General features: G+C 54.4%; 14 protein-coding genes and 1 tRNA gene. 10 read left to right on the forward strand and 5 right to left on the reverse strand.

Features of this window, described 5'->3' with window-relative positions; translation table 11 throughout:
- On the forward strand, positions 1–447 hold a 447-nt coding region (locus APY94_RS11355; RefSeq protein ID WP_157065540.1), incomplete at its 5' end, for a DMT family transporter.
- A gap of 40 nt (positions 448–487) precedes the next feature.
- Positions 488–565: transfer RNA gene (locus APY94_RS11360), tRNA-Gly, on the forward strand.
- A gap of 21 nt (positions 566–586) precedes the next feature.
- On the opposite strand, the gene APY94_RS11365 is transcribed toward APY94_RS11360, so the two are convergent.
- Positions 587–1186, reverse strand: a complete 600-nt coding sequence (locus APY94_RS11365) for a class I SAM-dependent methyltransferase (RefSeq protein ID WP_058939740.1) — start codon at positions 1184–1186, stop codon at positions 587–589.
- A gap of 99 nt (positions 1187–1285) precedes the next feature.
- Between APY94_RS11365 and APY94_RS11370 the strand changes: the two genes are divergently transcribed.
- From APY94_RS11370 to APY94_RS11405, 8 genes are all read left to right on the forward strand, one after another.
- A complete protein-coding gene (locus APY94_RS11370; protein ID WP_058939741.1) occupies positions 1286–1921 on the forward strand; it encodes a hypothetical protein in 636 nt (211 codons plus the stop codon).
- A 212-nt stretch (positions 1922–2133) separates the two neighbouring features.
- Positions 2134–2496, forward strand: coding sequence for a hypothetical protein (locus tag APY94_RS11375; RefSeq protein WP_058939742.1), 363 nt, complete (start codon positions 2134–2136; stop codon positions 2494–2496).
- Positions 2497–2511: 15 nt separating this feature from the next.
- A complete protein-coding gene (locus APY94_RS11380; protein ID WP_058939743.1) occupies positions 2512–3537 on the forward strand; it encodes a hypothetical protein in 1026 nt (341 codons plus the stop codon).
- The gene (locus tag APY94_RS11385) at positions 3531–5120 is read left to right on the forward strand and encodes a PEGA domain-containing protein (RefSeq protein WP_245610470.1); all 1590 of its coding nucleotides are present in this window, start codon (positions 3531–3533) and stop codon (positions 5118–5120) included. Before APY94_RS11380 ends, APY94_RS11385 begins: the two co-directional genes overlap by 7 nt.
- Before the next feature lie 4 nt (positions 5121–5124).
- Positions 5125–5895 (forward strand): hypothetical protein, encoded by a 771-nt coding sequence (locus APY94_RS11390; protein ID WP_058939744.1) that lies wholly within the window; start codon positions 5125–5127, stop codon positions 5893–5895.
- Entirely contained in the window at positions 5892–6329 is a 438-nt protein-coding gene (locus APY94_RS11395; protein WP_058939745.1) for a hypothetical protein, read from the forward strand. Before APY94_RS11390 ends, APY94_RS11395 begins: the two co-directional genes overlap by 4 nt.
- Positions 6326–6988, forward strand: coding sequence for an ABC transporter ATP-binding protein (locus tag APY94_RS11400; protein ID WP_058939746.1), 663 nt, complete (start codon positions 6326–6328; stop codon positions 6986–6988). Before APY94_RS11395 ends, APY94_RS11400 begins: the two co-directional genes overlap by 4 nt.
- 112 nt (positions 6989–7100) lie before the next feature.
- Positions 7101–8402, forward strand: coding sequence for an RNA-guided endonuclease InsQ/TnpB family protein (locus APY94_RS11405; RefSeq protein WP_058939747.1), 1302 nt, complete (start codon positions 7101–7103; stop codon positions 8400–8402).
- A gap of 69 nt (positions 8403–8471) precedes the next feature.
- Here the strand turns inward: APY94_RS11405 and APY94_RS11410 are convergent, their stop codons facing one another.
- From APY94_RS11410 to arcS, 4 genes are read right to left on the reverse strand one after another with little or no spacing between them, the layout of a single operon-like run.
- Positions 8472–9878 carry a DUF2079 domain-containing protein gene (locus APY94_RS11410; RefSeq protein WP_058939748.1) on the reverse strand — a complete coding sequence of 469 codons (1407 nt, stop codon included), beginning with the start codon at positions 9876–9878 and terminating at the stop codon, positions 8472–8474.
- A 28-nt stretch (positions 9879–9906) separates the two neighbouring features.
- Complete coding sequence (locus APY94_RS11415) at positions 9907–10203, reverse strand: DUF2103 domain-containing protein (protein WP_058939749.1); 297 nt, start codon at positions 10201–10203, stop codon at positions 9907–9909.
- A 36-nt stretch (positions 10204–10239) separates the two neighbouring features.
- Positions 10240–11283, reverse strand: coding sequence for a hypothetical protein (locus APY94_RS11420; protein WP_058939750.1), 1044 nt, complete (start codon positions 11281–11283; stop codon positions 10240–10242).
- A gap of 2 nt (positions 11284–11285) precedes the next feature.
- Complete coding sequence (arcS, locus tag APY94_RS11425) at positions 11286–12992, reverse strand: archaeosine synthase subunit alpha (RefSeq protein WP_058939751.1); 1707 nt, start codon at positions 12990–12992, stop codon at positions 11286–11288.
- Positions 12993–12997 lie beyond the last annotated feature (5 nt).

Here is a 12997-nt window from a genome sequence, read left to right on the forward strand (position 1 = left end):
GTCGCGACGAAAGGGAACGTTGCCGGTCTGAACTTCACCGACCCCACAGGCGTTGCCCTCGGCCTGGGAAGCGCGGTGGTCTGGGCGAGCTACTGGCTGCTGAACCTCCGGGACGAGAGGCCCCTCGTCGAAAAGATGTTCTGGAACTTCCTCTTCGGCTTCGCATACGTTTCAATCGTTGTGGTTGCAACCGGCAACTTCACAGTACCACCCGTGGAAGGTCTCGCAGGGGCCATTTACGTCGGCCTCTTCGAGATGGGAATCACTTTCCTGCTCTGGTACAGGGCCGTTGAGGGGGACATGGCCTTTGCATCCAATCTGGCCTACCTCGTGCCCTTTATGAGCCTGTTCTTCATCTCCCTCGTCGTCGGAGAGAGCATCGCGCCGGCAACCGTCCTGGGGCTGGCGATGATAGTAGGGGGCATAATCCTCGGAAGGGAACAATAAAGCTTTTAAATGGAGAACGGCTTAATTATAGCGGGCCAGGGCGGTGGTAGTCTAGCCTGGTCCAGGACACCGGCCTCCCAAGCCGGTAACCCGGGTTCAAATCCCGGCCACCGCACCATCTTCTTCTCACGGACATTGCTCACACCTTCCTGCCCACGAGGAGCCTGACTATTCCCCTGTAGTGGCTCTCCTCATGCTCGATTTCGAAGTAGTTTCTGGCCAAAAGGTGTGTTTCCCTCAGCGTGTTGTCCTCAAGCAGAAAGCCGAGGAGAACGTCGAGGGGCTTGAGAAACAGCCAGTTCAAAAGCCGGCAGTCGCTCTTCGTGTGCTCCAGGAAGATGGCCCTTCCGCCGGGCTTAAGGACGCGGTGGATTTCTTTCATAGCATTCTCCGGGTTGGGAACGGTACAGAAGACGAAGGTTGAAAGGACGGTATCAAAGCTCTCGTCCGGGAATTCAAGCCTCTCGGCGTCCATAACGTAAAAGCTGGCATTCAGGCCGAGCTCCTTGGCCTTCTTCTTCGCCACCTCCAGCATCTCTGGGACGGCGTCTATCGTGTGGAGTTCTATGTCCTCGGGATAGTAGGGGAGCATGAAGCCCGTGCCAACGCCGATTTCGAGGACCCTTCCGGCGACGAACCGGGAAGCTTTCCTCCTCAGCGGGTCAAAGAACCTCTCCAGGGGGCCGTCTATGCGCTCGTACCTCTCGCCCAGCTCGGCGTACTTTTCCCGGAATCCCATGGTTGTGACTCCTCCAGTCCGGTTAAAACCCTAACTGGGCAGTTCCGCGCAGTCGGCAGGCTTTTAAGACCAAAGGGCAAAGCGGGCGTGGTGGTGCTCATGCCGTACCTGCTCATAGAACATCTTGAGGAACTGCGCGACTGGGTCCTGCTCGAGTACAGGCACACGAGCGAGTGGTGGGGAGAGAGGCTGATATTCACCAACGTGGAGCCCCACGAAAGGGAAGAGCTGGCAAAGCTGGGGAGCGTTTTGGCCCAGAGCGTCACGGAGTTCCCCTTCGACAGGTCGAAGCTCATAATCCTAGACCCCTTCGCCGAGGAGGAGCTTAAGCCCAAGGATATAGAGGAAGACAGCATAATAGTCGTCGGCGGAATCCTCGGCGACTTCGAGTTCACGGGGAAAACAAAGAAGTTCATAACCGAGAAGATTGAAGGCGCAAAGGCCAGACACATAGGGAGCGTGCAGTTCTCCATAGACGGCTCGGCGATAGTGGCAAAGCTCATCGCGGAGGGGAAGAGGCTGGGGGAGATAGAGTACGAGCTTAACCCGACGATAAAGCTGGACGAGTTCAGCGAGATAACCCTCCACTACGCGGTGCCGAAGCTGGAGGGGAGGCTTTTGCTTACGCCGGGGCTCATAGAACTCCAGAAGAGGGAGCTGGGCTACACGGAAACGGACGATGGGATAAGCGACGAGGAGCTTGAGGCGTTTTTCGAGGGGAAGGGGGAGCTTTAAGTCGAATCCCCCAAATTCTTTCGGATTCGTTGGGTTTCTACAGGGACATTCTCCGGGACGGCACACGATTACCCAGTTAGAGATTTATCTCCATACGACAGGCGTTGACTGTTTTTAGACCTATCGAATCCAGTGTGTTAAACACAACCTTAAAACGTAAGACTTATAAGGCTCAATGTGTTATTACTAATGCCTCCTAAGGAGGTGCTACCATGAAGCGTAGGATACTGCTCGGAGTCCTCCTCATTGGAGGACTATTGATCGGCCTCGTGAACGCGGCAGGTAGCATTTCCACCCAAAGCTGCTGGACGCCCTGGGACCACAACAGCGACGTCAGAGAGTGGAGCCGGGACGAGTGGGTCTGGGCAGGCATTCACGGCCAGGTTCTTGTATGTGACGGAAAATTCCAGAAGGTTCTCACCGACACCGTCTGGGGAACAGCCACAGCGAAGGGAGTTACCGTGATAAGTAAGGGCATCAGGAAAGGCTCAGATATCTCATATGCATACGTCACATACAATAGAGATGGAAAAATAACCACTGCCTTTGCGGACATACCCCACTACTTTGGATAATCAGGGGGAAACAAAATGAGGAGGGCAGTTCTATCTTTTTCAATTCTTCTTTTGGTTATTTCATCTTTCCCCAATGTACAAAGCACAGAAAAGCCGAAGACACCTCCGTGGTTCCGGGAGGGAACGTATTTAAAATACACCATGATGATGCCCACGAATCCAAAGAACGGGGAGGTAAATGTTATTGAAGTGTGGCCCAGGCTACTTCCATCTCAAGATGTTCTTAAGAGCGTTATTGGGGACTTAAGCGACAGCTCAACTGTGACTCTCTTGGTTTATGGGGACATGTATCTGGCCATTAAAATCACGAACATAACCAATGATACAGCGTATGTTCAGATCGCGCTGGAATTAAACAACGTGAGTCCGAGACCGGGAATTACCATTCCTCAATTAAGCTTGAATAGAACACTACTTCTTAACCTAACAGATATGGTTTACTATGAAGAAGACGGCACGCCAATTGGCAGACCCATGTTTTTTGTGGATCCAATGCGTTTACCGAAAGAAGACGACTACTTAGTCTTTCCAGCCTTTCTAAAAAAACATGGTATCGTCTCTGACAAGATAACAATAAGAAACGTCTCATATACCTGGATGGAAAACAAAGTGCTCCACACACATTACAAAGATTTCATGCCTCCGTACCTCTACGTTGATGGTAGGGGACGGTATCTCGTGTATAACCGAAAAACAGGAGAAAGCTTTGATATCATAACTCAGTTAGTTTACGACATAGATACTAGCATTTTAATAACAACCGGGGTTTGTGATATCACCCCCGAACTCGTTAGTTTAGGCATTGTTAAGATGATTGCCCTTGATAGGGTTAACTCCAGGAAGCTTGAAAAACTCATTGAGGAAGGGAAAGCTGACAAGGAGTGGTACGCTCAGGGTTTCAACCTCTACGACACCAACATCAAGCTCCATGACTATGGAAGCGGACGTTCACCTTCGACGCCGGTTAAGTACTTCTTCGCCCTCTCGCTCGTCGTTCTCGCTATGACAGCTTTGTGGACGGAAAGGAGGTGGAAATGGTGAGATGGAAGGTCATTTTCCTAGCATTTTTGGTGGCCGGTCTGCTCGTTCCCCCCGCGTATTCGGCCGGAGAAAGCGCGATGGAGAGGCCCGGCTACCTGTTCGTTGAGGCGCCCCGTGGTCTGGTGGCTGATATAGTAGGGGTAGGCTCTTACGCTACTCCCGTAGGTCTGGTGCTCCCTCCTGGAAACTACACCGTCAGGATAACCGGAAACGTCACGGTGGTTGCCTGGGTTTCGGTGGTGGCTGAAACCGCCACCATCGTTCGCGTGAATCCCAGTGAGATTGCGGAGGCGGTTTCAGGGGTGGGAATCGTGTCGATAAGGGCAATCTTCAACGAGAGCGCCAACTACAGCCGGGAGAAGCTCAACCCACCCTTTAATCCCCTTCAGAAAATCACTGGTTGTGGCTACGGGAGTCTGTACATAAACATATCCAGGCCGGTTCCAATGGACCTCGTGGAGAGGGGACCCGAGGAGGTTTACCTGATTCCAAACGGGACGTTCATACACATTGGTGACTCAGACGGGAAGCCTTGCATAGAGTACGTTGAAGTCAATGTGGGAGCAGCCCACGCGGAGAGCGTCAGAAACGCCACCTACCTCGTCCCTTGGGCGCGGCTGGAGATAACTTCGGTTCCCAATGACCTAACGTTTTACATCAACGGGGGTCATAACATATACATCTTCTACACCCCAATGGGTATTTACGTCCCGGCAATCCCCCACGACGTCTACAACGCCACCGCCGTCGGTTACTACGGAACGATACGGATTCCGGTAATTCACAGGCTCGAGGCCCACACGGTGGGAATAGCTGAGGACCACTACCTAATCGAAAGTGTCGTGAAAGTTGCCCCCAACGAGACGTACCACATCAACGTGGACATGGAAAAGGTGAAGTCCACGCTGACGGTGGAGAGGGAGGCTGTGAGAGCGGTTCCCCTTGAAGTCGATTCCGAGCCGGGCAACGCTTCCATCGTGGTCACAGATGGTGTTTTAAGGGTCTTTGCCACCACACCGGCGACACTGTTCCTTCCCCCTGGGAACTACACGGTCATAGCATCTAGAGACAACCTCTCCGCCAGGGAATCGGTGGTTCTTACGGAGAGCGCAAGCGCCTTCCTGAAACTCTCCCCGGCCAACGCGATCCTCCACGTCGTGACGTATCCGGGCAACGCGACGGTGCTCCTGAACGGCGAGGAGGTCAAGGCTAAAAACCTCACCCTCAGCCCCGGATGCTACAACATAACCGTGGAGGCTCCCGGCTATCTCACGAAGAGCGTGGAGGTAATCCTCGCGCCCAACGAATCGAAGAGGATTGAAGTGAGCCTGGAGAAGAAGCCCGCGGTGGAGGACCAGGAAATCGTCATCTCACCGCCTTCGAGCGGAGTGGACGACATCAAATCGGAGGAGAGCCCGGCCAACGAAAACGACATTCCCGAGGGCACCCAAACCCTCCCAACGTCACCCACCAATGACGTCCCCGATCAAGCAGGAAGGGACAACGGCTCCCTGTGGGTCAAGATAGTTATCCTCATCGGGGTCGTGGGTGCGGTCTACCTGGCCCTGAGACTGAGGAGGTGAGGCAATGAGGGCACAGATAAGGTGGGAGCTTGAGGACCCATACAACCTCATCGTCTTTATGTTTGGTTTTATCATGCTCGGCATCACCTTCTTTTCCGGCCTGACGGGCAACGACATGGTCTTCATGATAGCCGGCCCAGACAAGATTATAGTTTCCGAATCGGCCAAGAACATTGGCCTAACTCTCCCGAGGCTGGGAACCGAAGAGTACACGATATTCGCGCTCACTGGGGCGTTGCTCGTCTCCCTGATGCTAAGATACGACAGAGATACGAGGGTTGCCAAAAGCGTCTACAGCCTACCGGTCAGGAACCACTCGGTGGTCTTATCAAAGACCCTCTCCGCGATGGTGCTGCTCTGCCTTGCCTCAATTCTGCCGGCATTCTTGGCTTTCGTCTACATTCACGGGGACATTCCGGGCCTCATCGGAAGAACCCTCTTTGGTGAGGGATTTCTCGCCGGCTATCTCCTCTACTGGGCCATGATGGTGCTCTACGTGGTGTCAGTATCGGCCCTGGTGGCGATGCTTTCACCCAACACCTTCGCCTCCCTCCTCGGGAGCATCACGCTCCTCTACGTCCCCCTCGTGCTCAAACTGAGGAGCCTTCCCCCAGCGGTGATTGACGACGCGTTCTTCAAAGCCTACACCACCCAGTTTTACCCCTCCGACAGAATAGCGGCGTTCCTTGACGGTTCATTCTACATGGGGCTTCTCCTTCCGGTGGCGATGCTGGGGATGGCCCTTATACTCAGCGAGTGGAGGGACGTCTCATGAGACTTCTAAAGGCGGTGCTGCTGTCGGTGGTCATCTTGACCCTCCTTGTGTTCCCAATAGAAAAGAACGCGCTGACCCAGCCGATTTCCGAGGTCGTTCTCATGGGGCAGGGGATTGTAGTGCCCTCCTCGGGAATGGCTGTACTAAGCTCCAGCGCCGACGAGGGAACCGACTACACCGTCAGGGTCTTCGACCCCGAAAGCAGTAGAGCGATCCTCGAAAGAAACGTGACCGGCAGTTTCAGGGGCAGGGTCTTCCTGGAGCACTCCGGCCCCTACTACCTCTCCGTGGGGTCGATGACACCGGTTACCCTGGCGGTCAGGGTGATCAACAGGTATCCCTCGGTAACGGTCCTCAACATCAGGTACGGCCTGGGGGGAGTGAGTGCCCTCCTTCTGGCGGCAGTTCTGCTGGTGGAGGGGAGGAGACGATGATAACCGCGAGGAACCTCACCAAGCGGTTCGGAAGGCTGATAGCGCTGGACTCCGTAGACCTCGAAATCGATGAGGGACTAACGCTTATACTCGGTCCCAACGGCGGCGGAAAGAGCACCTTCCTGAACCTCTGCGCTGGCCTCTACAGGCCAAGCAAAGGGGAAATCAAGGTCCTGGGGGAGAACCCCTGGAGCAACGACGGGCTGAGGAAAAGGATAGGCGTCTCCTTCGACCCGCCGGCTCTTCCGAAGCACAGGACGGCCAGGGAATGGCTCAACTACCTGGCCAGGGTCAAGGGGCTGGGGGAGAGGGAGGTAAGGGAAGCCGCGGAGCTCTTCTCGGCGGTGAAATACCTCGACAGAAAGATGGGAGAGTACTCCGCCGGCATGCTCAAGAGGATCAGCCTCACCCAGGCGTTCCTCGGAAAGCCGGAGCTGGTGCTCCTTGATGAGCCTCTAGCCAACTTGGATCTGGAGGGGATAAAGGAAGTCGCAGGAGTTATAGGAGAGCTGGCCCAAAAGGGGACCAACATGGTCGTGATTTCCCACATCTGGCGCCCCCTGGGGGAGTTCGCAGACAGAATCGTTGTGATAGCCGCGGGGAGGGTGGTGCTGACGGGAACTCCTGAGGAGGTGGTGCCCGAGATCGAGGGGATATGACTTTTTCTCTTTCAAGCTTCGTCCTTTAGGGCGGGGTACGGTGTCCTGCAAATTAGTTATTAAGCGGGAAGCAACACTCTTTTAAAGCCCAAAAACCATACCATTCTTTGAAATGAAGCGTTCAATAACAGTAAAACTACAACCCTCAAAGGAGCAGGAGAAAGCACTCTTCGAGTTAGCCCAAGCCACGGCAATCATCTGGAACAAGCTGAATTACCAACGCTTAAAACAATTCAAAGAATTCGGCAAGATTGATTTTAATGGAACAGAAAAAGAAGCTTATCAAGCCTTCAAAAACTGGATTGGTGGCTCAACAATCCAACAATTAGCCAGAAAGAACGCTGAAAGCTGGCGTTCCTTCTTCTCCCTGAACAAAAAGAAAAAGAGTGGAGATCTTCCAGAATGGTTCAAGCCAAAACCTCCGGGATTCGTCAGGGAGAAAAATGGAAAAAAGCTCTTCATTATTCCACTCCGGAACGACCAGTATCGGGTTGAGGGGAGCGTTTTAGAACTCAGAAGGCTCGGTAAGTTTGGAAAGCTCAGAATACAGTTCAAAGGGAGAATACACTTGAAAGGCAAACAGGGGAGATTAGAGATAACTTACGACCCAATTAAAAGAAAATGGTATGCTCACATCAGCATCACGGTGAAGGAAAAGCTTTATGGTCAAGAATGGCTGAAAATCCCAAGAGAACCCTTAGGCAATCTCTCCACTGGAATTGACTTGGGAGTGAACAACCTAATGGCCGTTTATGTTGAAAACGGTAAGAGCTTCTTAGTCAATGGAAGACCGTTAAAAAGCATTGATTTTTACTTTAAGAAGGTCATCGCTGATTATCAATCCAAACTCAACAAGAGTGGAGCTAAAAAGAGTAGCAAACTCTCCAGAATACATCAAAAGGCCAAACTCCAAGCCAAACACTACATTAACACTGCCGTAAGGCAGACCCTTGAAAAACTCTACCAGTTAGGTGTTTCCAGAATCGTGGTTGGCTATCCGAAGGGGATTGCCAGAAACTCTGAGAAAGGCAGGAGGCAGAATTACCTCCTCTCCCACGTTTGGAGGTTTAATTACGTTATTAAACGCTTAAAAGAGGTTGCCGAAGAGTATGGTATCACTGTCATTGTTGTTAATGAGGCTTTCACTTCCCAGCTTTGCCCTCTCTGCGGCCAACGCCACTCTAACGGGAGAATTTTTAGAGGTTTGTTTAAGTGCCGTAGAGAGGGCGTTGTGATGAATGCTGACTTAGTTGGTGCCTTCAATATTTTAAAGAAGGTTGTGGAAAAGATAACCCCGAGCCTGCCTGCTCTGGCGGGTAGGGGTAATTGGCCGAAGGCCCGGCCAGAGGGGTTGAAAACCCACTTTGGATTGGGTTTTAATGAGACCCCCCAAACCTCCCCGCCCTTAGATTAGGGGTTAGGCAAACTCCGTCCCTCACGGCGGAGAGGAGGTCAGATTTTTGCTTTTTCCGGGCCATCTATTTTAGGACCCTGGGGGCACCAGCCCAAAAACCGAGACGTTCAGCCCTTCCCTAACGTACAGCCTCACGCCGTCTCGGGAGTAGACGAGACGGTACTTTACGTTCACCATCTTTTGAAGCCGCTCCAGGTAGAGCCTGCCGCGGTAGGTTTTCACGTTCACGAGAACTGCGTCCGGCTCCACCCCAGCGGGGTAAACGTAAACGTCGGGCTTCGTCGCCAGGGCAGGGTAAAAGGCCGGCTGGGTGTAAACGGAGAGGTTGCTATTGCTGAGAAACTCGATGACCGGTTCCACCGCCTTTCGGCCGGGTATGGGTTCGAGAACCGATGGGTAGACAAGGGGGAGCGGTTTCTCCGGCTGATTCAGCTCAACCGGCATCGTCGCCAGGGAAGCCAGAAGGCCAACACTCAGGAGGAATGGGAGAACTCTCCTGAGGTCGAGCTCCCTGAGCGCGAAGACCGCACCGATAACGGAGAGGGGAAGAGTCATGTAGGGGTAGTGGAAGCCGAAAGTCGTTTGGCTGGGCCTCGATGCCAGGAGGTTTTCGAGCCATGGGAGGGTAAGAAGAAGGGCGTTTTTGGATCTGAATAGTGGTAGGAGGCCCAGACTCAGGTTGAAGAGGAGGAAGTAGAGGAGCTTCCTTCTACCGAACTCCGGTCTGGTGTAGAGACCCTCGTACAGGTAGCCTTTACCAAGAGCCGGGATCACGAGCTTTATGACCACCGCACCATACAGCAGGGAAAGGGCCGCCAGAAGAAGCAGAGGGCGGTTTTTCCTTGCGCTTTCGAGGGAGATTTCATCCCTGAAGGCCCACCAGAGTGAGAGCGAGGTGACGCCTAGGAAGGCGTCCTCCTTCGTGAGGAGCAGCAGGAATGACGTTGCGTAGAAAGCCCGCCACCTGTTTTCTATGAGGAAGTAAGCCGACAGGAAGAAGAGAGGGACGGCGAGGGAAACTGGGTGGAACTCGAAGAGATTTATGCCAACGAGGGAGGAATTGAAAGCGTATAGGACAGTCACCGCCAGCGCCTCCCAAGGGGGCAGAAGCTCCCTCGCAAGAACGTAAGCTAAAAGCACTGAGAGACCAAGGGCTAGAGTCTGGAGAACGAGGAGCGTTTTCGGAGTCGGAAACACAGCGAAAACAGGGACCAGGAGAACGAGGACTGGCTGAAAGTGAACGGCGAGATGATTGGGCACACCGTAAAGTTGTCGTTCAACGGTGTTGAACAGGGGACTGCCGTGGAGGAAGCCAGCCAGTGACTGGGTGAAGATCCCAAGGTCAAGGCTGGTGTAGCGAAAGCACTCGAACTTAACGAGGCTGAAATGCATCAAAAGAGCCGAATAGGCAAGTGCAATGAAGACCGCAGTGACATCGTAATTAGATAACCTTGTCCAAAATCTCTTTATAACCATCGATAATAGTTACCAGCTGGCCTTAAAACTATTTCGCCCACTTATTGGAGAGACTCTCAATTTTACCCCACACCCTGGCCCTGTCAGCCTTATCAACGACGAGAAAGACGTCCTGCACAGAGCCGTTACTCTTGGCAACGAGCTTCAGGCCTGTCTTGGTTTCCCTCGAGACCTTTATCTCGAAGCCCCTGGAATCGCTCGCGTAGATCCTCCCCGGGATTACCTTTTTGACCCCGGGTATCGCGGCTATCATCTCCAGCGGTTTCTCAAGACCCTTCAGGAAATGGTGCTCCCTCTTGACGCCTTTCTTGAAGTGCCTGGGCATGGTCTAAGAAGGGAAGTGTCGCTTTTTAGCGTTTTCTCACCGCCGGACCATGAAGAACCAGGTAAAGCCAATCAGTGCCAGCAGAACGACCGCCGCCCAGAATTCAAGCGCGTAGGCCCGCGGTACGCTGCATCCAGTGGGGGTCACGTTTTCCGAGGTTACCCGGAATTCGCTCCCCACGGGCTCCCCCAGAGAAAAAGCCCTCAGGCCACCGTCGTAGTAGAAAACAGAGACACTGGAAATTCCCCGAATCCCAACGCTCTCGTTTCCAAACTCCAGAAGCTCCCCGCTTGAGTTGGAGTCCGGGGCAAAGTAGTGCATGAGGCCTGGGGGCACCAGGAGAACCGCGTTCTCAAGTTCATACGCCCGGAGATACCCCGCCTCCTCGACGGCCCACAGGTGCGCAACCACAGCGTTCATGGGCAGTTCGATGTCCGTCCCTGGAATCACAAGCCCATTCCCGGACACGCTAACGTTCACTCCCCGGGGCGTTTCTTCGGGGGCATCCCCCGTCAGCCTAACACCGTGTTCTTCCTCAACGACGGTCACTCCCTTGAAGTAAGTGCCGCTCTCGGCCCCTCTCAGGTCGAGGATTCCGGCGGTAACGTTCTTGGCGACGTTAACCGCAATCAGCTCGTTCTCCCCGGTCTGGACCACGAGGTACGGGACCGCAACGGCGAAGTTGGGTTCTTCACCTGTGTTCGACTTCACCGTGGTGACCAGCTCAAAGCAGCCCCACCCCATGCGGTAAACCCTGACCGAGCCGTCCATCGAGGCCACGAACAGGTAGTAGAATCCCCGGTACTGGTAAACCACCGGGGCCTCCCAGGACCTGCCCATGAAATACGCCCCGCTGGAGTTTATGTAGAAGTTATAGTGAATGCAGCAGGTGGATGGCACGAGTGCGCCGCTCATGGAGGGTGAGTAGGTGGTGTATTCAAGCGACAGCACCGCCGCGTCCTCGTAGGTAGCGACGACGTAAAAGCCCAGGCTTTCTGCCCCAAGGTAGTCCGCGGAGCCCGATGGCAGAAAAAGGAGGAGAACGTGGAGAACCAGGAGAAGGCCAAGAATCCTTCCCATACTCACGCCCTCTTCCTGACCTTAACCGCAACACCCTTCCTGGCTCTAACCATCTCATCCCCGCTTAGAACCGCCTTTCCGACGCCTATTACCTTTCCATCCCTCACTATGCCCACTATGTCGTCCGGTCTTATCGCGGGGTCAGCCTCATCAACGCCCACCGCGAAGACGTCGCCGCGGAGCTCGAAGTCCACCTTCACCCAGTAGGCCCCGAGGGCATCGTATATCCTCTGCATTCCATAGGGTGTGACGCTTATCACGCCGTCTTTGAAGGTTCCCGTCTGCTGGTTTTCAGCAAAGATGCGGAGCATCTTGGAGCCCCTGACTTTCCCGTTATCCGGGAGAACTGCCTCACCCGCCCCCTGCCCGAAATAGAAGTCGAAGACCTTCCTTATCCCCTCGAAGTAGCGGTAGGTCCTGTCCTCCTTGGTCGCCTCAAGCTCGAACTCCTTCAGCGTCTCGGTGAGGGATTTCAGACTCTCCCTGCCCGTGGTGCCGTTCTCCACACGGGTGAAGGTTATCTCCCTGCCGGAAAGCTCGCCCGCGAGCTTCGCTATCTCCACGTAGGCCTCGTCGAGGTGAGCTATAATGGGAACGTCCTTCGGGTACTTCTCAAGGGTCTTCGCCAGGAGTTCGGCGGCGGGCTTTACCTCCTCCTCGCTCCAGTGGCCCGTAACCACTATATCGTACTTGGCCAGCCACTCCCACTCCCTCGGGACAACGCCAAAGGGCGAGGTGAGGATAAGCTCGTGGACTTTAGCGATGCCGGAGCCGAGGGCTTCCTTTACGGCCCTCCGGTAAAGTGTGTGACTCCTCGAGAAGTAGTAGGGCTTTTTGGCCGAGCACGGGAAGAGGAGAACCAGCTCGGTGTTCCTCGGAGGAACGAAGCGCTCGGCAACTCTCGAATGCCATCTCCTAACCTCAGGCCTTCTAATCGAGGCGTCGCTGATGAAGTAAACGGTCTCCCTCTGGATTGGCGTGTATTTCTCTAGGTAGTCGGGATGCTCCAAATCGGCTATGCGGAGTATTCCCGCGTGGTACTGGGTGCTGAAGAAGTTCTCAACGAGGTAGCGGAGCTTTCCCTCCCTCAGGGTGTTCCTGACCAGGAGCACGGTCTCCTCCGCGAAATCCATGGAGTTCGACCCTTCTTTCCAGAGGAACGGGCTGTACTGGGTGAAGCCCTTCCCCTCGAAGTCGTAAAGCTTGAGAGAGCGGGTGTCGAAGGCATCGACGCCGAGGTAAACGGCGAGCGGATAGAAGAACGGTTCCAGATCGGCGATTATCATGACGTTGGGGAACCTCTCGCGCAGCTCCCTGATTATCTTCACGAAGTAGCGGTACTCCCTCACCAGAATCTTTGAGTTGCCCAGATAGACGGCATCGAAGTTGTAGCGCTCGATTATCTTGAAGAACTCACCCAGGTAGGAGGTCCTCCTCAGGGCGGGCAGGTAGAAGGCGTTGAAGCCCTCGTAGTTCACGCTCCAGAGCCTTCCGAGGGCCTTCTCTATAACCTCGTCCGGCGTGTAGAAGCCGAGGGGTATCGCGGGGGCGAGGTTGAAGTCGTACTCCCCCGGCTCCTTTGGGTGGAAGAAGGAGTTGAACGGGGAGAGCGTGAAATCTACCCCGGCCAATGCTGGGGTCGTGAATGAGCGCTCCCCTATCCTGACGAGACCCAGCCTCCCGGGCCCCTCGTGCCTGATGACTTCCATAGCCA

The sequence above is a fragment of the Thermococcus celericrescens genome (assembly GCF_001484195.1).
Lineage (GTDB): Archaea > Methanobacteriota_B > Thermococci > Thermococcales > Thermococcaceae > Thermococcus > Thermococcus celericrescens.